Below are 24,182 nucleotides of genomic sequence, written 5' to 3'. Positions count from 1 at the left end.
ATAACGGATTGTGTCACAAACGAAACCCGATAAACTATACACTATCCTCGGCAGGGCAGTAGGTCATCCTCCGAATTATCATTGGATGAAGAGGTGATCTCGTAAGAGCCACTTTCGCGACGATGATTGGCAAATTGCAGTATGACTAGCAAAGCACGGCTGACAGCCGCCATGGCAATACCGACAGCAGCCATACGAGCGCCTGCCTGTAAGCTTTTGCTAGCCATTGTTTCTGTGGTCATTGTGTCGCTAAACATCGCCAGTGCGGTGGCTAAAACACATAGGATCATCGACTTGATTAGCCGGTCTGCAAAGGTGCGGTCTACGCTTTTTAGCCTTTGATAGCCGTGAATAGTAGCAATAAAAATAGCGCTCAATACTAAGGTCAACATCTTGACCTCCTTAAAACCCATGAATGCGATGCAATGTCATCTAATTCTGTAAGTTTACAACATTTTGATGACGAATTGGTGACAAGAATAGCATGAACTGTACAAAAAATATCCTATCTTCACTTTTAAAACCTAAATCTGTGGAAAATGCTGAACGATTATTACATGGTCGAGGCCAGCTAACCGCTGGTGCAGAGTCGATTGCTATCGATTGGTATGCGAGCCATCTGTTGTTCACTTTTTATAGTGAAGTAAGTGACGATGATGTGAATACGCTTGTTGATGCGGTAGTGGATCAGTTTCGGCAATGGCAGATGCCTATCCAAGATGTCCTTTGCCAACGTCGCTATTTAAAAGGTGCGCCAGTAGAGTGCCTGCATGGTGAGGTTTCACAGCCTTTATGGGTCACCGAACACGAGCTGCAATACAAGGTCAATCTGCTCAACCATCAAAATCATGGCTTATTTTTAGATATGGCGGAAGGGCGGAAGTGGGTGTTGGAACATGCCAAAGCGCGTTCTGTTCTCAATCTATTCAGTTATACCTGTGGCTTTTCTGTTGCTGCACTAGCGGGTGGCGCAGACAGTGTGGTGAACTTGGATATGAGCAAAGGTGCACTGAGTGTCGGTAAGCAAAATCATGTAAAAAATGATCTGCATGGAGCAAGGTTCCTCGGACACGACCTTTTTAATAGTTGGGGAAAGCTAAAACGTTTCGGACCCTATGGTTTGATTATCGTTGATCCACCCTCTTTCCAAGGCAGTAGTTTCACCCTGGATAAACACTATCCGAAAGTGATTAGGCGGCTCAGTTCTTTGGCAGAAGAGGGAGCAGATATATTACTTTGTTTAAATGCGCCAGAAAAAGACAGTGAATATCTAACCGCGATGGTTGAAGAAGGGGCGCCTGAATTGAGTTTTGTGCAGCGTTTGCCAAACCCCGCAGCCTTTGCTGATCGTTTTCCTGAAAAGGCGCTCAAGGTTTTACATTACAGGTATGGTAGCTAATAGCAGATAGCTAACAGGCTCTCCTGTTAGCTATCAAAGATCGTTAATCTCTTTTTTTAAATCATAGCTTTCGTCGGTGACAATTTTTTCAACGACTTGTAGGCGCTGGTTTATTGCTTCAAGTGTTTCTTTATTCACATATTGCTTATAGATTGCCAGTTCGGTTTCAAGCATATCCACCCGCTGCTTTAATGCATTATGACGGCGGCCTCTGGCGCTGAACTGTGTTAAGGCCAAGTAAGCGAACACAATCGCCACTAAAACAACAATCATCATATTGCCACTCATTTATTAACTCCTTAATTAGGGGGCGTGGGTTTAATTTTGCCCATCTAGCCAATCCAACCGTCATTGATCTTTATAACAGCATACAAGCCTTGAATGCCAGCAAGCCAGTGAAAATTAAAGTGTTTATTAACAAAATAGTATCTATTTATTTCTAACATGTTGAAAGCGCCACGGATCTGAGAAGTGAGTCTGTTAAACTGAGTGATTGTAGTATTTTTTAGTCTTAACTGTTCAGGCGCTGTGCATCATAGGGAGAGATAACGTGGGTGGGATAAATCGCTGGTGGCTGTTGGTCGTGCTTCTTTTTCCGTTGGGATTATTGGCCACCCCGCTGGAGTCACAGGAGCAGCTAGAGCCGGAAAAAGCGTTAGGATTAAGTGCGAAAACAACAGCGCGCGGCAGTAGCATTGCGGTTGCCACGGCGAATAAGCACGCCAGTGAAGCTGCGATGGCTATGCTAAAAGCGGGCGGCAGTGCCGTGGATGCAGCTATTGCGGCGCAGATGGTATTGACCCTGGTTGAGCCGCAATCATCCGGCATTGGTGGTGGCGCATTCATGCTGCACTACGATGCTAAAGAAGGTGCGTTGACCAGCCTGGATGGTCGGGAAAGCGCCCCGCAAGCAGCGACGCCCGATATGTTTCTACTGCCAGATGGTAAGCCAATGGCGTGGAAAGATGCCTTGGTGGGCGGGCGCTCGGTTGGTGTCCCTGGTGTGGTCGCCATGTTGAAAATGGCTCATGACAAGCATGGCGTGTTGCCATGGAAAGTGTTGTTCGAGCCCGCAATCAAGCTCTCAAAAGAGGGCTTCATTGTCTCTCCCAGATTGGCTAAGTTGGTGGCTGCCAATATTAATCCAGGCATGGGATTGTTTGAATCGAACAAGGCCTATTTTTTCCCTGATGGTAAACCGATAGCTGAGGGTAGCTTATTGGTTAATCAGCCACTGGCAGATACGTTGACGGCGATTGCCGAGTTTGGGCCGAAAGCATTTTACCAAGGTGAGCTGGCTCGCCGCATCGCCTATGTGGTTAACAATGCCAAGGTTAACCCTGGGTTACTGAGCGAAAAGGATTTAAATCATTATACCGCGCTGGAACGAACACCTATCTGTGGTCTGTATCGAGGCTATAAAGTTTGCGGCATGGCACCGCCGAGCTCCGGTGGCGTGGCGGTTCTACAGTTACTTAAACTGTTAGAAGGAAGCGATTTACAGGCCCTAAAGCCGACTTCTGCTGATGCTGTTCATCTGTTTACCCAAGCATCTAAGTTAGCATTTGCAGATCGCAATATTTATATGGCTGATAGCGATTTCGTCGCTGTACCGGTTTCTGAGATGCTGGATGATAGGTATATCAAATTGCGCCAAGGCTTAATTACAGGCCGCGATGACGGGGTGGTTGAAGCCGGGCAGCCGGTCGACTACCTGAGAGCTTTGGATGCAAGTCCCGAATTTGAGAGCACTAGTCACCTTTCTATCGTTGATAAGAGTGGTAATGCAGTATCGATGACGACGAGTATTGAAATGGGGTTTGGCTCTTCACTGATGGTCGCAGGCTTTTTACTTAATAACCAGTTAACCGACTTTTCGCTGCAACCTACACGTGGCGCATTGCCGGTGGCTAATCGTATTGAACCAGGTAAAAGGCCAAGAAGCTCAATGGCACCGACGATGGTGTTTAGACCGGATGGCCGCCTCTGGTTGGTTATCGGCTCACCGGGCGGAAGTCGGATTATTGACTACGTTGCCTGGAGCCTATTGGCGCGTATCGATTGGAACATGGCTTTACAGCAAGCGATTGACTTCCCTCGCGTCACTAACAGAAATGATTACACTGCGCTGGAAAAGGGCACTGAAATTGCTCTACTAAAAAAAGCCTTAGAGGTGAGAGGACATAGGGTGAGATTGATTGACCTTAATAGTGGTATCCATGCTATTGAGGTAGGGGACACCTTTATTGACGCAGCAGCGGACCCGCGGCGGGAAGGGTTAGCGTTGGCAGAATAGTGCCTGAGTCAGCAATGGCTAGCGTTGATTACGTTAGCCATTGGTCATGAATATATCTGGCTTGATCGATTCTACGTACCATTCAAGACCTTTCTTAACAACAATAACCGTGCGCTCATCCTCGCGAACACCACCGTCTATTTTTCCTTTAAAGTGCACGGTTACTTGTGCTTGGGTAGCTACTTTACGGAAAAAATCGGCATCCGTGTCGCTAAGTGTTAGTTCAACGTCATTCATTGACAGCCCAACCACATGGCGTTTGACGGAATGTGCTGAGCGATAATGAACTAACAGCTCGGCCAACTCCGGCATGCAGTATTTGGTAGCCTCGTTTACGTCAGCGCGAATGTAGATAGCAGCAAAGAAATCAATAGCCGCCTGTTCAGGCGTACTGACTTTCTCTTCACAGCCAGTTAGCAGTAAAAAGGCACACAGCAAAGAGATAAGAGCGTTAATACGACGTGCTTTCATTTTCATCACATTTAATTTTTTTCACAGTCTATAGTGCATAAATCATTTTCATAGGTCAAAACATACCAATGATTACGCTATGCATCACATAACTGAATAATCGTATTTCGTTAAGCAGATAACTAACCCATTATTAATTCAACAAGTTTATCTGATTCTCTAGGTGGCTTTTGAAGGAACTGCTAAGTAATCTACTTTCTTCCTTGATGGGGCGGGTTCGCGATCTGCTTCCAATTGTCATCGTTGTCGCTTTTTTCCAATTGGTTGTGCTGCAACAACCGTTACCTAATTTCTCCGAAATTCTTATAGGTTTGCTGCTAGTTGTGGCTGGACTGGCGTTCTTTATTCGTGGCTTGGAAATTGGTCTTTTCCCCCTGGGGGAAAATCTCGCCCATGCCTTTGCGCAGAAGGGTAATGTCTGGTTGCTCTTAGCATTCGCGTTTTGTTTAGGTTTTGGTACCACCGTTGCTGAACCCGCCCTGATTGCCGTGGCCGATGAAGCGGCGGAGGTTGCGGCTGAAGGTGACATGATTGCTCGCACCGAGGAAGCTATGGAGTCTTATGCCGATGGCCTTAGGCTCACGGTTGCTTTGTCTGTAGGCGTCGCGATTGTGATAGGTGTATTGCGGATCCTTAGGGGGTGGCCGATCCATTTGATGATCACCGGTGGTTATATCTTGGTGCTGATCACGACGGTTTTTGCGCCGAGAGAGATTATTGGGATCGCCTATGACTCTGGCGGCGTCACCACATCAACGATTACTGTCCCTTTGGTGACCGCATTAGGTGTCGGGCTATCCAGTGTGATTAAAGGGCGTAATCCCATGCTGGATGGTTTTGGTTTGATTGCGTTCGCGTCGCTGACACCGATGATATTTGTCATGATATACGGGATGTTGATATGAGTGGCTTGTTACTAGAACTACTCTATAGCACGGCTAATACGATGCTTGATGTGTTGCCTATCATTACCATCATCTTGGTTTTTCAATTGGTGCTGTTACGACGGCCCATCCCACGAACTAAGCGTGTGATGCTCGGCTTTGTCTACGTGATTATTGGCTTAAGCTTGTTTTTGGTTGGGTTAGAAAAAGCGCTATTTCCGCTTGGCGAGTTAATGGCAAAGCAGTTAACGCGTCCAGAGTTTATCTACACTCACGCGCACGAGTTAGACCTTCACGTTGATTGGAAAGATTACTACTGGATCTATATCTTCGCTGCGGCAATTGGCTTTAGCACGACAATTGCCGAGCCTAGCTTAATCGCGGTGGCGATTAAAGCCCACGAGGTTTCTGGCGGCGCGATTGGTGTTTGGGGGTTAAGGGTTGCCGTTGCGTTAGGGGTGGCTATCGGCATTAGCTTGGGAAGTTACCGCATTGTGGTGGGCGACCCTCTGCACTTCTATATTTTGGCAGGGTACGTCGTGGTAGTGATCCAGACCTTCGTGGCGCCTAAGTTGATTATTCCATTGGCTTACGATTCCGGTGGCGTCACTACTTCAACCGTAACTGTACCGCTAGTGGCCGCGTTAGGGTTGGGATTGGCTGAAACAGTACCAGGACGTAATCCGTTGGTCGATGGCTTTGGTCTGATCGCTTTTGCCAGCCTATTTCCCATTATTACTGTAATGGCGTATGCGCAGCTTTCTGAATGGCAGGAACACCGCAAAGGTTCGCCAAAAAAACAGGAGCAAAATTAACATGCATTTCAAACTGATCATTGCTTTTGTCGAAGACGGGTTAACTGAATCTATCATGGAAGCTGCAAGGGTCGCGGGGGCGACGGGCGCGACGGTGATAAATAATGCGAGAGGCGAAGGGTTAAGCAAGCATAAGACATTTTTTGGGCTTGACCTTGAAACCCAGCGCGATGTTTTACTCTTTCTCGTTGAGGAGCATCTTTCCAGAAAAGTATTAGAAAAGATCTCTGAACTAGGACGATTTGACGCAACTAAAGGGGCAGGGATCGCAATCCAGTTAGACGTAGAAGATGCCGTTGGCGTTGCCCATCAGGTTGCTGCACTTAAGAAACAGGTGGAGGAAACACTATGACTATTCGGCGAGTACCGGTGAAACAAGTAATGGTCGACAAATTTGAATTAGTGGATGGCTTGATCACGGTCGAAGCAGCGCTGCAGTTAATTGGTGATAAGGGGCTTGAAGCACTAATTATTGATAAACGAGATGAACATGACGAATTTGGCATGGTACTGCTTTCCGATATTGCAAAGCAGGTTATTGCGAAAGACAAATCGCCTGCGAGGGTCAATCTGTATGAGATCATGGCTAAGCCTGTAGTGTCTGTTAGCTCAGGCATGGATGTCAGGTATTGTGCTCGCTTGTTCGATAGCTTTGGGATCCATCGTGCTCCGGTGATCGATGAAGGGCGGGTGTTAGGTGTCGTCAGTTACAACAACATTGTTATTAAAGGTTTTGCGCTTAATGGCTCTTAATAGTCTTACTTTTATGTAATCTCTATTAAGAAAACAGTTGCAACTAACCAAATTTCTTAGTTAGACGTTTTATGGTGCGTATTACTATCCACAGATTTTGTGGATAACTTTGTTGATGAATTAAGTGGTTGGCGTTATCTTGTTGTTTTTATGCAATAAAAATTATTGATCGAAGAGTGAACAATCAAATTCTCAATATCCCCGCGAATAAATGTCAAGTAAAAAAAAAGGAGCTAAGCTCCTTTTTTTTTACTTTTATGGTCTGAATTGGCGACTTTAGCTTACGTTATCCAACTGTCTGGATTGGATCGCTGTTAAAGCGATTGTATAGACAATATCTTCCACTAACGCACCGCGAGATAAATCATTAACAGGCTTGCGCATGCCTTGCAGCATGGGGCCAATACTGATTAAGTCTGCTGAACGTTGAACGGCTTTATAGGTTGTGTTGCCAGTGTTCAGATCTGGAAAGATGAAGACAGTCGCTTGACCAGCCACTGGGCTGTTAGGCGCTTTCTTCTTCGCTACATTTTCCATGACAGCAGCATCGTACTGCAGTGGGCCATCAATAATCAGTTCTGGACGCTTCTGTTTGGCAATTTCGGTTGCCAAGCGAACCTTGTCTACATCTGTACCTGTGCCGCTAGTACCTGTGCTGTAGCTGATCATGGCAACTTTGGGTTCAATGCCAAATGCTGTTGCTGAGTCTGCAGATTGGATAGCGATATCAGCCAATTGTTCTGCAGTAGGATCTGGGTTAATCGCGCAATCGCCGTAAACCAGAACTTGGTCAGGTAACAACATAAAGAAGATTGATGATACCAAACTGCAACCTGGCGCCGTTTTGATAAGTTGCAGTGGTGGCCTGATGGTGTGTGCTGTGGTGTGAACAGCACCAGAAACCAAGCCGTCGACTTCATTTTGCGCTAGCATCATCGTGCCTAGCACGACTTCATCTTCTAGTTGCTCGTCGGCAACGACTTCGGTCAGCCCTTTATGCTTACGCATTTCAACCATCGGTGCGATGTATTTTTCACGTACTGCGAGCGGGTCGATAATCTCTACGCCTTCACCAAGGGTTACCCCTTGTTGACTAGCGATACGAGCGACTTCATCGGGATTACCCAAGAGTACGCAACGTGCGATACCGCGTTCTGCGCACATAGCTGCTGCTTTAATGGTTCTTGGCTCTGTGCCTTCTGGCAGCACGATCCGTTTATTCGCCTGGCGCGCTAACTCTGTCAGCTTATAACGGAATGCCGGAGGTGAGAGTTTCCGCTTACGATCTGTACCTGCCACTATCTGGTGGATCCAGCCTTCGTCAATGTGGCTGGCTGTGTAATCCTGCACCTGTTCGATCCGTTGGGGGTCGTCAGTTGGCACTTCAAGATTAAATGCTTGCAGGTTGAGTGATGTTTGCCACGTGTTGGTATCCACCAAGATAACAGGCAGTCCACCAACCATCGCGGGTTTACACAGCTCCATTAAGCTTGCATCAGGCTGGAAGCCGCCAGTGAGCAATAATGCACCAATCTCGACGCCATTCATCGCAGCTAGGCAAGCTGAGACGATGACATCTGGGCGATCCGCTGATGTCACGAGCAAGCTACCAGGTTTAAAGTGGCTGATCATATTGGGCACGCTGCGGGCACAAAACGTCACGCTACGCAGGCGGCGACCGGCTAATTCCCCTTCGTTAATGACTTCGGCGTTCAGGTGGTCAGCGAGGTCTTTAACTCGTGGTGCAATTAGATCGTATGTCCATGGAATACAGCCTAATAGTGAAACTTTCGAATGCTTAAATGCTTTGATAATAGCATCGACGGACGCATTACTATGGGCTTCGCTACCTTCAAATATTTCACTAAGGTCAGGGCGGGTACGTCCTTGATCGTCCACTGGTGCGCCGACCTTGTTGACGATAACTCCCAATAGTTGGGTGTTCTTGTCTCCGCCCATATTGTTGTGGGCGATTTCTACGCGCTCTCGCAGCTGCCCTGCATCATCAACTCCTGGGGTCGCAACGAATACAACTTCTGCGTCCAGCGCTTTGGCGATATCGATATTTGCACGATTTGCCCAGGGTGAGCGGCGAGTGGGCACTAAACCTTCGACCACTACGGTATCGTCATTGCCGCAGAACTGTTGATAGCGGGCGACGACCTCTTCAAGTAAGACATCGCGTTGGTCACTACTGATCAATGATTCTGCGTAGTGCATGCGCAATGGCTCAGCTGGTGTCAGGCTGGTCGCATTATTAATAATCGCGGTTGAACGTTCAGGGCCTTTATCACCAAGCCTGAGCTGTGCAACTGGCTTGTAAAAACCGACACGGGCACCTTGGCGTTCTAATGCGCGAACCATACCTAAGCTGATGGTTGTGAGACCGACGCCGCCACCGATGGGAATAAGCATTATAGTGCGTGACACTATGAACTTCCTTTTGTACTTGAGTAAGATAAGCCCGAGTAAATGACTCGGGCCGCTTAGTACTACTTAGCCAAACGAACACTATCTCTGGCGATGACAAGCTCTTCGTTGGTTGGAATAACCAATGCTTTAATACGACTCTCAGCAGAGGTTATTTCACCTGCTTTGCCAAAGCGGCAATTCATGTTTGCGTCGTCATCAACTTCAAAGCCAAACACAGGTAGCAGCTCTAAGGTATCTTTTCTGATCGCTGCTGCGTTTTCGCCGATACCACCAGTAAATACGACAGCATCAATGCTAGGCAGCGCAGCTGCATAACTGGCGATGTATTTAGCTAATCGATAAATAAATACCTCATGAGCACGGATCGCTTCCGGCTTGCCGCTCTCGAGGCCATCTTCAACATAACGACAGTCGCTGGTGACTTCGGTTAATCCTAACAAGCCGCTTTGCTTGTGCAGCATGTTGTTTACTTCTGTGAGGGTGTAGCCAACGTTGTCAACCAAATGGAAAATGATAGCCGGATCAATATCGCCTGAACGGGTACCCATGACAAGCCCTTCAAGAGGTGTCAGACCCATGCTGGTGTCTACACTTTTGCCACCTTTTACCGCACAAACAGAACCACCATTACCTAGGTGAGCAACAATAACATTCGTTTCAGCTATCGGTTTGCCAAGCATCTTAGCGGCTTCTTGGCTGACGAAATAATGGCTGGTGCCATGCATGCCGTAACGTCGAATACTGTGTTGACGGTACATTTTATAGGGTAGGGCGTAAAGGTAAGCCTGCTCAGGCATGGTTTGATGGAATGCTGTATCGAATACGGCTACTTGCTTAAGCGCAGGAAACGCAGCTTGAGCTGCACGAATACCGATTAGGTGCGCCGGGTTGTGCAGAGGAGCAAGTGTGGCACAGGCTTCGATTCCCTCTATAACAGTGTCATCAATAACGATTGAACTGGTGAAACGTTCGCCGCCATGAACCACGCGATGACCGATTGCTACGAGCGATTCAGCTAGACCAGGTTGCTTATTAATTAATGCAACTATGAAATCAAGCGCTTCTCTGTGGGCTGAGCCAGCACCTAATTTTGCTTCATCCTTCTCACCTTTGAGTTTCCACTTAATGCGAGATTCGGGAAGGTGGAGGCATTCGGCTAAGCCGGAAAGAATTTCGTCGCCGTTATCTGCATCAATAATGGCGAACTTGAGAGACGAACTACCGCAATTAAGAACAAGAACTAAGTTGGCACTCATAATAGTCGTTTAGCCTGAGTCAAGTTGTTTGGGGGATGAAACACCCGTTCATCAGTTAAAGTCACATAAGAATAGAACAAAAAGCATTGTTCGGTGCGCTCTGCTGATGATGGAGTGTAGGCGCGAGCAAATATATATCTAATGTAATAAAATTACAAAAAATCCCTGTGCTCGCCTTAACTTAGGTCAATTTTTAGCACTATATGATCAATCGGCAACGCCGGACCTGGGTTATGGGATAGTTTTGGCGAAAATGTTGTCACATGAGGTACACTCATAGATGTGAATCAAGTTTTAAGCAGGGGTACGTGGTGTCGCAACTAACAGAGTTACTGCAGCAAGGGCAACGCTACATGAACATTTGGCCTATCCGACCTGAACTGTATCGTCATTTCCCTGAGATTCGGGTAATACAGTTTACTCGCTGGGCGACTCGTTGGCTGCCCGGCTTTGCGGTGATGTTACCTGCTTTGCAATATCTGTTGGTTGATGGTTTGTTTTTTGCTCAGATGATTGCTGTGAGCCTACTGCTTATGTCGATTCCGTTTCAAGGCTTACTCTGGCTTGGGCATCGCGCTACTCAACCTTTACCGCCCTCATTAAGTGGATGGTATCGAGATATCCACGCTCGGATGAATGCTGAAGGGTGTCAGATATCTCCAGTAAAATCACAACCGCAGTTTTTGGATATGGGCGCTTTGCTAAACCAAGCGTTCAAGCAGTTAGAATCTTCAAGGCTGCAGCGTATTTTCTAGCCAAGGCCATCACACGTTTCAGTTCAGAATCGTGTTCCATTCAACGAGTTTTATTTGGCTGTTTTACAGGTGGTAATAAAGCTTATTGCTCCTTCATTCATAGTGCCATCTGCCATGAACATGAATAAACTGCGTTGGCCTGATATCGACGTTATACCAACGAGCGCGCGCCATAATTGCTCTCTAAATAGAGTTGACTATTGTGATGATAAAAAGGAGATCGAGCCTGCTGTGAAAGGTGGCGGCAGTGACTAACTCCTACCGCCGAGATCTTTTAACTCGCTAGGCCAAGTAATATCGGCAATAACTAATACATCACGTGATGGCCATAGCTAGCGATCACATCTTTTATTGCTTCCATTGTTTCTTTACTTGGTGGCTTGACACCATCAAGGTCATATTTTTCACCCATGGCTTCCCACTTGTGTTTGCCCAACTCGTGATAGGGAAGTAGTTCTACTTTTTCAATATTTTTCATCTCCTTGATAAAATTGCCAAGGGCATGTGCTGACTCAATATCGTCTGTATAACCACCGACGACCACATAACGTAGCCAAACAGGTTGGTTCTTGTCTGCCAAGTATTGAGCAAATTGCAGTGTTCTTTTGTTGCTCACTTTTGTTAGGTCAATATGCTTGGCATCATCAATCTGCTTAATGTCCAACATCACCAAATCAGAGACGTCGATAAGCTCATGAATATCGTCGTTATAGACACGAACGAAGCCATTGGTGTCGAGACAGGTGTGGATCCCCTCGGCTTGGCAGGCTTTGAATAACTCTTTAACGAAGGCTGCCTGTAAAATTGCCTCGCCTCCCGATGCCGTTACGCCACCACCACTGGCATTCATAAAGTGACGATAACTTTGCATCTCTGACATCAACTCTTCAACGGTGACTTCTCGTCCACCGTCTAGATCCCATGTATCGCGGTTATGGCAATACTTACAGCGCATCAAACAGCCTTGCATAAATACGATGTAACGAATGCCAGGGCCGTCCACGGTGCCGCAGGATTCAGTGGAGTGAACTCTACCTTTTATTGCTGCCATGATATCTCCATAAAAAAAGGCCTTGAGTACCGAATACGCAAGGCCTTACTTTTATACCCTAATTTCTAGCAACTTACAGCGTTGCGGTGAATGTCCGGGTAATAACGTCTTGCTGCTGTTCTTTGGTCAGAGAGTTAAAACGTACTGCATAACCAGAGACACGGATAGTTAACTGAGGATACTTCTCAGGGTTTTCCATCGCATCAAGTAACATTTCGCGGTTCATGACATTAACGTTCAGATGCTGACCACCTTCGATAGCTGATTCATGGTGGAAGTAACCATCCATCAAACCTGCCAAGTTCTGCTTACGGGTGTCATCATCTTTACCCAACGCGTTAGGCACGATAGAGAAAGTGTAGCTGATGCCATCTTTTGCATAAGCAAATGGCAGTTTAGCAACTGATGTCAGTGATGCCACGGCACCTTTTTCATCGCGACCATGCATTGGGTTAGCACCCGGAGCAAAAGGAGCACCGGCAGCGCGGCCATCTGGCGTGTTACCCGTTTTCTTACCATAAACAACGTTAGAAGTAATGGTGAGAACTGACTGAGTAGGTACAGCATCGCGATAAGTGGACAACTTCTGAATTTTCTTCATGAAGCGCTCAACCAAATCACAAGCAATTTCGTCTACACGAGTGTCGTTGTTACCAAATTTAGGGAAATCACCAACAGTTTCGAAATCTGTGGCGATACCATCTTCGTCACGTACAGGCTTAACTTTTGCGTACTTGATTGCAGCAAGGGAATCAGCAGTGATCGAAAGGCCTGCGATACCACATGCCATTGTACGACGAACGTCACGATCATGCAGTGCCATCAGCGCGGCTTCATAGCTGTACTTGTCGTGCATATAGTGGATGCAGTTCAACGCACCAACATATTGCTTGGCCAACCAATCCATGAAGTGATCCAGGCGCTCCATCACAACGTCGTAGTCGAGGAACTCATCTGTAATTGGTGCTTCTTTAGGACCGATCTGGATCTTCAGCTTCTCGTCCATACCACCGTTGATTGCGTACAGTAAGGTCTTGGCCAAGTTGGCTCGGGCACCAAAGAACTGCATATCTTTACCGATACGCATTGGGCTTACACAGCATGCGATCGCATAGTCATCATAATCAAAGTCTGTACGCATCAAATCATCGTTTTCGTACTGAATAGATGAGGTGTCGATAGATACTTTTGCACAGTACTTTTTAAAGTTTTCTGGTAATTGCTCTGACCAAAGTACAGTGGTGTTTGGCTCTGGGCTTGGGCCCATGGTGTATAGCGTATTCAAGAAGCGGAAGCTGGTTTTAGCAACCAAGGGACGACCGTCAAGGCCCATACCACCAATTGATTCCGTTGCCCAGATAGGATCACCAGAGAACAGATCGTCGTACTCAGGGGTACGAAGGAAACGAACCATACGCAGTTTCATTACGAAATGGTCAATCATTTCCTGAGCTTGTTCTTCAGTAAGCTTACCAGCCGCGATGTCACGTTCAATGTAGATGTCGAGGAACGTAGATACTCGGCCTAAGCTCATTGCGGCGCCGTTTTGGCTCTTAACTGCAGCGAGGTAGCCGAAGTATGTCCATTGGATCGCTTCTTGTGCTGTTTGTGCAGGCTTGCTGATGTCACAACCGTACTTAGCGGCCATCTCTTTCATCTGGCCTAAGGCACGATGTTGTTCGCTAATCTCTTCGCGCAGACGAATCGATTTTTCAAGGTTTGCGCCGTCAGGGGCAGAGTACATATCTTCTTCAAGGCTGATATGTTGTTTAACCTTGTCTTTCATCAGCGCGTCGATGCCATAGAGGGCAACGCGACGGTAGTCACCAATGATACGGCCACGACCATAGGCGTCAGGTAAGCCGGTGATAACACCTGATTTACGACAGTTACGGATATCTGCTGTGTAAACATCGAATACACCCTGGTTGTGGGTTTTACGATATTCACTGAAAACTTTGTTGACCATAGGGTCGAGTTCGCGGCCGTAGACTTTGCAAGATGTCTCAACCATGCGAATACCACCGTTACAGATGATCGCACGCTTCAGCGGCTTATCAGTCTGCAAACCAACGATGGTTTCTAAGTCTTTATGGATATACCCGGCGTCGTGAGAAGTAATGGTTGCTGGGTTGTCGGTATCGAAATCGACAGGTGCGTGGGTTGTGTTTTCTTGCTTGATACCTTCCATGACGGTATTCCACAACTGAGTTGTGGCTTCGGTGGCACCGGCAAGGAAGCTCTCATCACCTTCATATGGCGTGTAGTTCTTTTGGATGAAGTCGCGAACGTTAACTTCTGTTTGCCAATCACCTGCTGTAAAACCGTCCCAGGCGTTAACTGATTTTGACTCTGGCATTACGTTTCCCCTTGTCACACGTGACATAAATTAAGACTACATTTGAAGCTGGTGCCAATGTCTGCTCGGGCTTGCGCACCTGCTAAAAGGATAGCTTGTTTGCCTCAGTTTATATGATTTTTTGCGCTCTAGGCGACACATTGTAACCATTGGTGCAATGTCGTTTCGTCACCGATGAAATGCTTATTTCATACGTTGTAAGGCAATTACATACCACTTACTTCAGTATCAAAGAAATGGGTGGATAAACCAAAATTCACGCTGTCATCTTACCAGTAGGTAGGCCGTAATAATTGATCTGGATCAGTTATTTTTATTTTTTGTAATTTTATTACAGAAATTGTCAGGGTGTTTGTTAACCAATTGAAAATATAACATTAAATTAATATGTTATCTGTTTGTACTTGTTTTGCTGATTACTGGTGAGGTAGGGAACCATCTAAAACCCCAGCAGTTATGGGGTTTAAACCTGTCAGGGTGCCGGCTTCTAGCCACATTGCAGCGCTAATTCAGAGGGTTGATTCTGCTTATTTATTTGTTACAGACAGTTATCTAATTATGATCAACATCAACTAAAAAAGTTGAAAAAAAACTACACTCCTTTCCATGATCTGTATGCTTGCTGGCGACACTGCTATTTCTGGCCATTCGGCTATCTTATTTAGATTCGTCCATCGAGCACTGACACTGTTTTGTTTTTAATCATTTAGAGGAAGCCAACGTCGCTATGGGTAACCATCAAGATATTGATCCGGTGAATCCGGCTAACGCTGACACCACAGAAGAGCGCAGCTATCGCGAACTGCATCGCCCTAGTCGGGAGTTTGATACTCGTGCCGACTATTTGGACCATGAACTTCAGATCATGAAGCCTCGACGCTATGGTTTGAATTTACCTGGACGTGATTTCCGATTTGAACTGGAAGATTTAGTACCTGCGATCGCTGGTACTATCGGCATTATTGCAATGTATTCAGCAGTGATGATGGCTTGGGCCGCGGGTCTCTCTGATAAATGGGAACATATTGACCTTGGGGTTGAGTTTGCCATTGAAGTGGCACGTGTAGAGATGATTATCCCTGCTTTCTTGTTTTGTATTCTGGCGTCGGGTTTCATCAATCCCAGAGCAAACTTAGCGGGTAATCATGGCCCCATGATCCCAATGATCTTTATGATTGCTATGGCCGGTGCACATCCATTAGCACTGGCTATCTTAATCGGCGTATTCGGCTTGATTTTGAGTGCGGTAAAGGGGGGCTCCCGATTAGTTAATTTAACCAGTGAAGGTGTCGCCGGTGGCTTGTTGGTGTTCCTCGGCTTTACTGGCTCCATCAGCCAAATAGATTCTCTGATTGCTTGGGCGAATGGCTTGAGTAATGAAGCTGAAGGCGTTGCTGCTGGTGATATGGGATATATTGCCTTAATTGTTTTGGCTATTACTGTCGTTGTTTATGCGGTTCTCGCTAAATTAGGTAAGCGCTGGCTCGCTATTCCGTTGTGTGCTGTCACTGGTTTTGTCGTAGCGATGCTATCAGGCGCCAGTTTTGACCTAAACTTCACTACGCAACCTGGTTTACCCAACCTCAATCCTGTGTATTGGTGGGGTTCTACTGAAGAGGGTTGGATGTTGGGCTTGCCCAATATGCAGCACTTTATTGCATCATTGCCGTTCGCTATCTTGGCCGTTGCTATGTGGTCACCAGACTTCCTTGGGCATCGTATTTTCCAAGAACTGAACTATCCGAAGAAGACCGAAAAAGTATTGATGGATGTAGATGACACCATGACCATGTGTTCAGTTCGTCAAATGGTCGGTACAGCGGTTGGTGGCGGTAATATCACGTCTAGTTGGGGTACTTATATGATCCCTGCTGCAATTGCTAAGCGCCCAATCCCTGGCGGTGCGATTCTTCTTGGTGCTCTGGTTATGGTTATTGCTATCGTGGGCTACCCGATGGATGCCGCAGTTTGGCCACCAGTGATGCGTATCGCTTTGTTAGTTGGTGTTGCCTTGCCTCTGTTGGAAGCTGGCATGCAGATGATTAAAGATGCGAAAGACTCTCAGTCCGCTGGGATCTGTATTTTTGCTGCGATGGTTACTAATCCAGTTTTAGCTTGGGCACTGACCATGCTGCTTGATAATAACGGCTTGATTGGTGATAAAGAGCGTCCGAAGAGACTGAGCAAGTTGGATCGTCTTGTCATTCCTACCGTGGTATTGATTGTTTGTGCCGCAGCGATGTTGGCTGTTGGTATGCTGGAAGGTAAGTTTGGTATACCAGCATTGCTATAGCTGTAACTAGTTAATATACAATAGTTTCGAAGCCGCTTATCTGTGATAAGCGGCTTTTTTTATATTTAGTGCCGCAAACTGTAACTATTCATGATCGTACGCAGATTCAGAAACTAACTGTTTGATTTTAAGCCGTAGCTAACCAGTGAAATGTTCGATCAAGTGTTACACTTATGACGTAAGTTTTTTTCCTGTCGCGTATGTAGGCTCTGCTATTTTATTAGGTTTAGGTGCGCTACACATCAACCCCTAAACGGAGGGTAATCTCATGAGTGTGCAGTTCATGGTTAGCATTGTTGGTCCTGAGCATCAGGGTATGTTGAAACTCATGGCGGAGAAGACGCATAGTTTGGGGGGGCGCTGGTTAGATAGCAAAACTAATCATCTAGGCGGACAGTTTGCGGGATTAATTAAAATAGATATCCCTGCAGAGAATGAAACGCAGATGAAAGGGGAGTTTGCTGCACTTGAAGGATTTAATGTGCTTTTCAGCCCGATTAAGGACGCTGAAGTTGGCGCTACGGTCAATGTGAGTTACGACTCCAGTGATCGCCCTGGATTGGTGAGTGAAATTACTCATTTACTGACCGAAGAGGGAGTGAAGGTTGAACATATGGAAAGCCACCGCGTAGGTGTGGTGGAGCTGGGCTCTAATATATTTACCGCACAAATGAAGCTCAGATTGCCGCAGGATGTCGAACCGAACACTATAGCGGCAAAGCTTGAGTCTTTAGATGGTGATGCCGTCGTTAATCTGAATTAGAACACGCCTTCAATAGCAAAAAGCCCGGCCATTTGGCCGGGCTTTTATTTAAGTCATTCTCTCGCTTAATCGTCAGATCCAAAGAAACGCAAGAAGAACATGAATATGTTGTAGATACCGACAAAGATTGTCAGTGAGGCTGATACATAGCTTGTTTCACCACCGCGGATGATAGCTTGGATTGTCATCATGATGGCTAGACCAGAGAATATGGCGATACCGCCGGAAATCATCAGGCTGATTAAGCTGCTACCCATAAAGATATTTAAGACGACACCGCCCAATAATACCCAAAATGCGATACTCATTGCGCCGCCGAGCAGGTTAAGGTCTTTCTTCGTCGTGGTGGCGTAGAGAGATAAACCAAACATAGATAGGCCGGTCATCGCTAACGCCATAAATACGGCGTCAGGCTTCACTGCTAAATACATACTGATGATTGGACCACTGGCGTATCCCAACAAGCCTGCAGCAGCGAGTGCGCAGAAGAAACCGGTCATGTTGTAACGGTTTTTCTCAACCATGAATGAAAGGCCATAAAACCCGGCCAGGAAGATGATCCAATGCACAGGTGGCAAAGCGAGTAGGGTGGCAGCTACACCTACGGCGGCTGCAGTAGCGAACTGTAATCCCACCATGAAAAAGGTATTTTTTAATACTTTGTTCTGTTCCTGAATAACGCCTTGTGACGCTGTTGAAACCACGCTCATAGCTTTTCCTTATTTCCCTGTTGGCTGAGGCCACCGCCGCAACCTTTGGTTGTAATCTTGTTTTACAGCTGATTAAGACCACTATCTTAACCTGAGGTTCCCTGTTCGGCCATAGTTAGACTGAAGCAAATGTAACTTCATCGCTTTACTTACAAGATGATGAAAAATGTTCCCGAGTAGTTATCCAGTCTTGTTACGGGCTGGATAACTTATAAGTGTTGCATCGATCGTCGCTAATCGTTCCGTTAAAATTTGAATGAACTCCAAATCGGCGCGTGATCGGACGGCTTTTCAATTCCCCTGAGTTGATAATCGATATCAGATTCGACTAGGCAATCAACCAACGGCGCTGTCGCTAGTATAACGTCGATACGTAGCCCTCTATTGTCGTCGAAACCGCGGGAGCGATAGTCAAACCAGCTATATTTCTCTGTAGTTTCAGGGCTTAGGTATCTAAAAGTATCGGTAAATCCCCAACCTTGCAGCTTTGCTAACCATTCTCGTTCTTCCGGTAGGAAACTGCATTTCCCCGTTTTTAGCCAGCGCTTCGCGTTGTTATCTCCGATGCCTATGTCTAAATCGGTGGGAGAGATGTTGATATCACCCATGACAATCAGCTTGTCATCGGGAGTGTGGGTGTCTTCTAAATAGGTTTGTAGATCTTGATAGAACTTCTTTTTATATGGGAACTTTACTGGGTGATCGCGACTTTCGCCTTGGGGGAAGTAGCCGTTCATAACATGCAGTAGCGAACCATCTTCGAGTTCAAATGTCGCTTTAATCATCCGTTTTTGCGCATCTTCACTGTCATTAGGAAATCCTTTTTCGACGGAAATAGGCTTTTGTTTACTTAACATGGCGACGCCGTAATGGGCTTTCTGGCCATAAAACTCTACGTGGTAACCGAGAGCTTCTACAGCTGCTAATGGAAATACTTCGTCATGCACTTTGGTCTCTTGTAGCCCAATGACATCCGGTTGATGTTTGTCTATTAGCGCTTCCAATTGATGAAGGCGTGCTCTAAGGCCATTGATATTAAAACTGACGATTTTCATGTTATCTCTTACTTTCTAAATGAATGACAACGGGCATTAAAATTCTAACTTACTAATTGGATATATTTACAATACTTGCGTCTAATGAGAAATCGTATGCGCACTGGTTGCGACCGTTGGCCTTGGCTTGGTACATAGATTGGTCTGCGCGGCGGAGTGCTTTATCCATATTGTCGCCACTACAAAAGAGTGTTGCTCCGATCGATAAGCTTATCTTTTGCGAGCCATTGATAGCGACAAAATGGTGTGACGTTATCTGCTTAAGTAGCTTTTCACAAACGGCTTTAGTGGATTCCATTGTTGCTTCCGGCAACAGAAGTACAAACTCTTCGCCCCCAAAACGAGCGAGAGTTGCCGCTTCTGACAGCTGATTTCTCATGACTTCAGCGATCTCTCGTAACAACTCGTCGCCCTTTTGATGGCCGTAGGTATCGTTAATCCGCTTAAAATGGTCGACATCCAACAAACAAACGGCGAATGCCTTGTTCTCCTGGTATTGTTCCGAAGCCAGCTTGGTAGCTTCCTTTCGTAAATACCTACGATTACCCAATCCGGTTAGTTCATCGGTGCTCGCTAGCTCTTCTACGCGTGATAGGGCTAAGGCTAACTCTTCGTTGGTTTCCTGTATCTGACTGTTTTGCTGTTTAATTTGTAGCGAAGAGCGACGAACCTTATCTCTGACATGAGTCATATACCCGGCGATGGCACAAAGCCATATCAATACGGCAGTCAATATTGTCCACTGCAACAAATTGGCATGAGGGTTAAAATTTGGTGTTTGCGTTACCCAATCGTATAGGATCACCCAACCGTATGAGGCGGAGATAAAAAACGACATGATGATGGTTTGTGCTCTGTTTAGGGTGAAAAAACTAAACATGGTAATAAACAGATACACCATCAGGAATGCGCCGCGTAACTCTTGGGTTTGGCTAATAAAAAAGCTACTCCAGCCGATTGCTGCAAGCATTTGTAAGCGGGTTAAGACGGAATCTTCGATCAAGGTGTTGAGACCTGAACGATAGACTACAAACAGCGTGATGATGTAAGCGGAGATGATGGCCGTAGACCATATAAGAATGGAGGAGTTAATTTCAGCCAAGCCAAAAGCGGAAGACATCCACGCGAGTGATACACAAAGTATGTAGGCTGATGCTGATAGCAAAAAGCGTTCGGTCAAAGCTCGCTGCTTAACGTCACTCGGAAGTAGCTTTATTGTTACCATTTAAGATCGAGTCTCCGGCCGCATCTTATTATCTGCGCTTTTCTTGCATGCTAAACCCTTGCCGGTAAATGGCAACACCGCACTCTAAAAAGCGAATAGGTCAAAACTAAGAACGCAAAATATTTGAACTGTGTCACGTTTTTGGTATGATGCGGCCTCCTCAGTCACGGAGATAACTGATTTATGTCCTTTTTTAGTTTGTTCTCGACCCGGAAACAACTCATAAAAGTTATCACTCTTGTTTCCCCATATCTTCGCGCTTGTTATGGTGACAGAAACAGCTATACGATTGATGAAGTAAATATTGGATTAGATCGTTGTGGTTTACTTGGCGAGCGTGCAGCAGAACAAGCTTATGCTATTTTCTTATCCGAAAGTGATTTTAATGCATGGGCGCGCAGTCAAAGGCTATCTCTCAGCTACCAACGGGTGCGCAGTAAGATCCGTGAAAAATTGAATTTAGAACCTGAACAAGTATTAACAACACAGTACCTTTATCAGTACGCGAACCAATCTGGTCCTCAAGGGATCCCTTGGGACAGTTGGCGTTTTCCTTGGCCTTCTCGTCGTCGATAATTGTTTAACAACAAGCGCCATAGAGGCGCTTGTTTGTTTCTGTAGCGTCATAGAATTTCTCTAAGCGCGCCAAGTAGTAATGTGATGTTTTCTCGCCGCGCACCATAACCCATTAATCCGATACGCCATGCTTTTCCGGCTAATTCTCCGAGCCCAGCACCAATCTCAAGGTTGTATTCCGCCAGTAGTCTATTTCTAACCTCTGCATCGTTCGCATTATTTGGGATGTGCACAGCATTGAGTTGTGGCAGTCGCTCTTCCTTGGGAACGATAAAATCGATGTCGAGTAGTGCTAACCCCTCGTGCAATTGTTGGTGCATATGCTGGTGTCTGGCCCACGCTTTTTCTAACCCTTCGTTATGCAGTAGTACAAGTGCCTCATGGAGGCCATAAAGCGCATTGACGGGCGCAGTATGATGGTACGACCGTTTCCCTTCACCAGCCCAGTAATCCATAACCAGAGACTGATCTAAAAACCAGCTTTGAACCTTGTGGGTGCGCTGCTTAATATGTTCAACTGCGGCAGGGCTGAAGCTGACAGGGGAGAGGCCTGGTACGCAAGAAAGACACTTCTGACTGCCTGAATAGATAGCGTCGATACCCCATTCGTCGACTTTTAATTCGATACCGCCGAGCGATGTAACAGCATCAACAATAGTTAAACAATTATGAGCTTTGGCGATAGCACAGAGCGTTTTCGCATCTGATTTAGCCCCAGTTGACGTTTCTGCATGAACGAATGCAACAAATTTGCTGTCAGGGTGCTTTAGCAATGCCTCTTCGAGCTTTTCAGGGGTGATTGCACGCCCCCATGGATCATCGACTGTCACTGCGATGCCGCCGCAGCGTTGGACGTTTTCAACCATCCTGCTGCCGAATACGCCGTTGCGGCAAACGATAACTTTGTCACCAGGTTGCAAAAGATTTACAAAACAGGCTTCCATACCTGCAGAGCCCGGTGCTGAAATGGCCAGGGTCATCTCGTTCTTTGTTTGGAACGCATATTGAAGTAGCGCTTTAACTTCATCCATCATGCCGATAAATAGAGGGTCCAAATGACCTATGGTTGGGCGTGACAGGGCGCTTAATACTCGGTCTGATATATCGGATGGGCCAGGGCCCATTAAGGTGCGTCTTGGTGGCTGAAAGCTGTTAGGGTTCATGGTGAGTTCTCTTTCTTATATGTCTTTTCTAACTACCTGAGTAAATTAGAGTAACGTGTTGTCTACAAGATTAATTCTTTCGACTGATCTAATCACTTCGACGACTGATGAGGGCAGGTTGTCTTTACGCTGTGCTTTGGTGTTATAAGCAACGACAAGCGCTGAACCTTCGGCGGCAGTGCGTTGATTTTTATGACTGACCACTCGGTACTCCATCATGAACCTGTCGTTATTGAGTTCGCTGATCCTTGCGCCTATTGAGATAGAGTCCGGGTAGGTTAGTGGCATTTTATATCGACATTGCGTTGATGCCAGTACAGGGGCTAACGCGAGTGTCTGCATTTGTTGCATCACTTTAATTTTGCCGAAGTAGGCGATCCGGGCGTTTTCGAAATACTTGAAGTAGACACTGTTATTGACGTGATTCAGTGCATCCATTTCACCCCAAGCAACTGCTTGTTCAATTACAACCGGGAAGTCATTGAGCAGATTATTCATAAGTACCACTAGTCTTCTTCTGGTATGACCAGTCTAGGGGCAAATAGCAGGGATTTCCAGCACGCTTCAACGAGTCATCTTTTTTACGAACACGACAACAAACAAAGCAATAGTAAAGCTGCCGGTAAATGCTTCAAACGCGGCAATGAAACGCGATAGTCCAACAGGGGCTATGTCACCATAACCTAATGTCGTGAATGTGACGACACTGAAGTAGAGACAGGCAAGCGCACTATTAACGTCCTCCATACCTAACGTTTCAGGCGTAAACATCAGTAGTTGTCCTTGATGTGTGATCCCCAGCAGGAAGTAAGCCACGGCGCAAACCAGAATAAAAAGCATGGCGAATAAGACAACATTAAATGGCCGCTCGCCGTAACCACAAAAGAGATCTATTCCTTTAGATATCGCCCGCTTAAGGGAGGGCTTCGGCATTTGGTAGCGGCGCATGGTCAGTTCTTTGTGTAGGCAATAGCCAGCCATCTCAAATAGGCCTTGGCTATCAGCTGCCTTGTGTAGATCTCGGTATACCTCCTCGGCTTGCTGAAAATTATCAAACGCTTCTTGCTTATGGCCAGCCTTCCATAGCTTATGTCCTCTTTTCTCCTGCAATAGCTGCTTGCCGATGTTAACGTTGTCTAATCGCGTACCTTTAAGTTTTGTGCCCAATAGATTGCATTGCTTCAGATTGGCACAATGAAGGTTGGCGCCGCTAAGATCAGCTTTCATCAGTGACGAGTTGGATAAATCAATGGAAAAAAGATGTGCACCACGCAGTGACGCGCGATATAGGTCGCTTCCTCGGAGGTCAAACCCTGAGCTGGCGCCCCGGTTAACCAAATCAAGTTGTTCAAGCCTAGCGCGTTTGAGTTGAAGTCCTTGGGATACTTCACCATTACGCACGTATTTTTCGAGTGGCGTTTTTATATCTATGCCAGATTTGTCGCTATTGGGATCGTGCCAAAAGCAGTAGCCGTGAGCTAACGCTTCTTGGCTACACTGGCGGGATCCCGCGCCAACAAATCCGCATTTATGTTTGGTTATACTAGGCATTAGGTCAAAGAATGATAACTCGTTGACCTAATTATAGATTGGTGAAGAGGAGTTGCTAGGAGGCTTAGTCGCTTTCTTTACCGACAGCTTCTTTATCCTCTAATGTGCAGATGTTGCCACCTTCGAAGTTGTCTCGATAATAGCGGAAATCGACACACTCTTGTTGATACTGGTCTTTTAGGGCGCCACGTACCTGTAGGCTTGATGTGCTGCTTATCTGTTTTTGTAAGTCTTTACACATTTTCTCTTGCGCAAGAACTTCTTCAATGTTTTCACAACCATTTTGAGTTGTGCAGGCGCTCAGAATGAATACTGTCGATAAAACGAAAGTGCTGGCCGAAAGAGTTTTGACTATTGGATGCATAGGAAAGTTC

General features: G+C 46.3%; 24 protein-coding genes. 10 read left to right on the top strand and 14 right to left on the bottom strand.

Features of this window, described 5'->3' with window-relative positions; genetic code table 11:
* Positions 1-41 precede the first annotated feature (41 nt).
* Positions 42-392 (bottom strand): hypothetical protein, encoded by a 351-nt coding sequence (locus EZV61_RS10785; RefSeq protein WP_131415554.1) that lies wholly within the window; start codon positions 390-392, stop codon positions 42-44.
* A gap of 92 nt (positions 393-484) precedes the next feature.
* Here EZV61_RS10785 and EZV61_RS10780 point away from each other — a divergent pair, with 92 nt between their 5' ends.
* Complete coding sequence (locus tag EZV61_RS10780) at positions 485-1,399, top strand: class I SAM-dependent methyltransferase (protein ID WP_131415552.1); 915 nt, start codon at positions 485-487, stop codon at positions 1,397-1,399.
* A gap of 33 nt (positions 1,400-1,432) precedes the next feature.
* Here the strand turns inward: EZV61_RS10780 and EZV61_RS10775 are convergent, their stop codons facing one another.
* The gene (locus EZV61_RS10775) at positions 1,433-1,687 is read right to left on the bottom strand and encodes a hypothetical protein (RefSeq protein ID WP_114336757.1); all 255 of its coding nucleotides are present in this window, start codon (positions 1,685-1,687) and stop codon (positions 1,433-1,435) included.
* 262 nt (positions 1,688-1,949) lie between these two features.
* Here EZV61_RS10775 and ggt point away from each other — a divergent pair, with 262 nt between their 5' ends.
* Positions 1,950-3,695, top strand: a complete 1,746-nt coding sequence (gene ggt, locus EZV61_RS10770) for a gamma-glutamyltransferase (RefSeq protein WP_240695187.1) — start codon at positions 1,950-1,952, stop codon at positions 3,693-3,695.
* A 33-nt stretch (positions 3,696-3,728) separates the two neighbouring features.
* On the opposite strand, the gene EZV61_RS10765 is transcribed toward ggt, so the two are convergent.
* On the bottom strand, positions 3,729-4,166 hold the full coding sequence (locus EZV61_RS10765) for a hypothetical protein (protein ID WP_114336756.1): 438 nt from the start codon (positions 4,164-4,166) through the stop codon (positions 3,729-3,731).
* A 206-nt stretch (positions 4,167-4,372) separates the two neighbouring features.
* Between EZV61_RS10765 and EZV61_RS10760 the strand changes: the two genes are divergently transcribed.
* From EZV61_RS10760 to EZV61_RS10745, 4 genes are read left to right on the top strand one after another with little or no spacing between them, the layout of a single operon-like run.
* Entirely contained in the window at positions 4,373-5,071 is a 699-nt protein-coding gene (locus tag EZV61_RS10760) for a DUF1538 domain-containing protein (RefSeq protein WP_114336755.1), read from the top strand.
* Positions 5,068-5,865 carry a DUF1538 domain-containing protein gene (locus EZV61_RS10755; protein WP_114336754.1) on the top strand — a complete coding sequence of 266 codons (798 nt, stop codon included), beginning with the start codon at positions 5,068-5,070 and terminating at the stop codon, positions 5,863-5,865. Before EZV61_RS10760 ends, EZV61_RS10755 begins: the two co-directional genes overlap by 4 nt.
* A 1-nt stretch (position 5,866) precedes the next feature.
* Positions 5,867-6,217, top strand: a complete 351-nt coding sequence (locus EZV61_RS10750; RefSeq protein WP_114336753.1) for a P-II family nitrogen regulator — start codon at positions 5,867-5,869, stop codon at positions 6,215-6,217.
* Positions 6,214-6,618, top strand: a complete 405-nt coding sequence (locus EZV61_RS10745) for a CBS domain-containing protein (protein WP_114336752.1) — start codon at positions 6,214-6,216, stop codon at positions 6,616-6,618. The genes EZV61_RS10750 and EZV61_RS10745 overlap by 4 nt, the downstream gene beginning before the upstream one ends.
* Before the next feature lie 276 nt (positions 6,619-6,894).
* Here EZV61_RS10745 and pta read toward each other — a convergent pair whose 3' ends face one another.
* Positions 6,895-9,048: a phosphate acetyltransferase gene (gene pta / locus EZV61_RS10740; RefSeq protein WP_114336751.1), complete on the bottom strand. Its 2,154-nt coding sequence runs from the start codon at positions 9,046-9,048 to the stop codon at positions 6,895-6,897.
* A gap of 62 nt (positions 9,049-9,110) precedes the next feature.
* Positions 9,111-10,307, bottom strand: coding sequence for an acetate kinase (locus tag EZV61_RS10735; RefSeq protein WP_131415549.1), 1,197 nt, complete (start codon positions 10,305-10,307; stop codon positions 9,111-9,113).
* 311 nt (positions 10,308-10,618) lie between these two features.
* On the opposite strand from EZV61_RS10735, the gene yfbV reads away from it, so the two are divergent.
* A complete protein-coding gene (gene yfbV / locus EZV61_RS10730) occupies positions 10,619-11,062 on the top strand; it encodes a terminus macrodomain insulation protein YfbV (RefSeq protein WP_158537941.1) in 444 nt (147 codons plus the stop codon).
* 307 nt (positions 11,063-11,369) lie between these two features.
* On the opposite strand, the gene pflA is transcribed toward yfbV, so the two are convergent.
* Both pflA and pflB read right to left on the bottom strand, forming a co-directional pair.
* The gene (gene pflA / locus EZV61_RS10725) at positions 11,370-12,113 is read right to left on the bottom strand and encodes a pyruvate formate lyase 1-activating protein (RefSeq protein ID WP_114336748.1); all 744 of its coding nucleotides are present in this window, start codon (positions 12,111-12,113) and stop codon (positions 11,370-11,372) included.
* Positions 12,114-12,186: 73 nt separating this feature from the next.
* Positions 12,187-14,472: a formate C-acetyltransferase gene (gene pflB / locus EZV61_RS10720; RefSeq protein WP_114336747.1), complete on the bottom strand. Its 2,286-nt coding sequence runs from the start codon at positions 14,470-14,472 to the stop codon at positions 12,187-12,189.
* A gap of 727 nt (positions 14,473-15,199) precedes the next feature.
* Between pflB and EZV61_RS10715 the strand changes: the two genes are divergently transcribed.
* Positions 15,200-16,765 carry a DUF3360 family protein gene (locus EZV61_RS10715; protein ID WP_114336746.1) on the top strand — a complete coding sequence of 522 codons (1,566 nt, stop codon included), beginning with the start codon at positions 15,200-15,202 and terminating at the stop codon, positions 16,763-16,765.
* Positions 16,766-17,033: 268 nt separating this feature from the next.
* Positions 17,034-17,528 (top strand): glycine cleavage system transcriptional repressor, encoded by a 495-nt coding sequence (locus EZV61_RS10710; RefSeq protein ID WP_114336745.1) that lies wholly within the window; start codon positions 17,034-17,036, stop codon positions 17,526-17,528.
* Positions 17,529-17,593: 65 nt separating this feature from the next.
* Here EZV61_RS10710 and EZV61_RS10705 read toward each other — a convergent pair whose 3' ends face one another.
* The 3 genes from EZV61_RS10705 to EZV61_RS10695 form a co-directional block, all read right to left on the bottom strand.
* Positions 17,594-18,238, bottom strand: a complete 645-nt coding sequence (locus tag EZV61_RS10705) for a Bax inhibitor-1 family protein (protein WP_114336744.1) — start codon at positions 18,236-18,238, stop codon at positions 17,594-17,596.
* Positions 18,239-18,483: 245 nt separating this feature from the next.
* On the bottom strand, positions 18,484-19,293 hold the full coding sequence (gene xthA / locus EZV61_RS10700; RefSeq protein ID WP_131415547.1) for an exodeoxyribonuclease III: 810 nt from the start codon (positions 19,291-19,293) through the stop codon (positions 18,484-18,486).
* 52 nt (positions 19,294-19,345) lie between these two features.
* Complete coding sequence (locus EZV61_RS10695) at positions 19,346-20,518, bottom strand: GGDEF domain-containing protein (protein ID WP_114336742.1); 1,173 nt, start codon at positions 20,516-20,518, stop codon at positions 19,346-19,348.
* 183 nt (positions 20,519-20,701) lie between these two features.
* On the opposite strand from EZV61_RS10695, the gene EZV61_RS10690 reads away from it, so the two are divergent.
* Positions 20,702-21,094, top strand: a complete 393-nt coding sequence (locus EZV61_RS10690; protein ID WP_131415545.1) for a DUF6559 family protein — start codon at positions 20,702-20,704, stop codon at positions 21,092-21,094.
* Between the two features lie 47 nt (positions 21,095-21,141).
* Here the strand turns inward: EZV61_RS10690 and EZV61_RS10685 are convergent, their stop codons facing one another.
* The 4 genes from EZV61_RS10685 to EZV61_RS10670 all read right to left on the bottom strand — a co-directional run bounded on the left by EZV61_RS10685 (position 21,142) and on the right by EZV61_RS10670 (position 24,172).
* Positions 21,142-22,257: a pyridoxal-phosphate-dependent aminotransferase family protein gene (locus EZV61_RS10685; protein ID WP_131415543.1), complete on the bottom strand. Its 1,116-nt coding sequence runs from the start codon at positions 22,255-22,257 to the stop codon at positions 21,142-21,144.
* Positions 22,258-22,302: 45 nt separating this feature from the next.
* Complete coding sequence (locus EZV61_RS10680; protein ID WP_130565518.1) at positions 22,303-22,755, bottom strand: acyl-CoA thioesterase; 453 nt, start codon at positions 22,753-22,755, stop codon at positions 22,303-22,305.
* 66 nt (positions 22,756-22,821) lie between these two features.
* Positions 22,822-23,808 (bottom strand): pentapeptide repeat-containing protein, encoded by a 987-nt coding sequence (locus EZV61_RS10675; RefSeq protein WP_114336738.1) that lies wholly within the window; start codon positions 23,806-23,808, stop codon positions 22,822-22,824.
* A gap of 64 nt (positions 23,809-23,872) precedes the next feature.
* The gene (locus EZV61_RS10670; protein ID WP_131415541.1) at positions 23,873-24,172 is read right to left on the bottom strand and encodes a hypothetical protein; all 300 of its coding nucleotides are present in this window, start codon (positions 24,170-24,172) and stop codon (positions 23,873-23,875) included.
* Between the last annotated feature and the right edge of the window lie 10 nt (positions 24,173-24,182).

The sequence above is a fragment of the Corallincola luteus genome, assembly GCF_004336975.1.
GTDB lineage: Bacteria > Pseudomonadota > Gammaproteobacteria > Enterobacterales > Neiellaceae > Corallincola > Corallincola holothuriorum.
The sequence above is the reverse complement of the archived record's forward strand: the minus strand, read 5'-3'. Positions and strand labels throughout refer to the sequence as shown.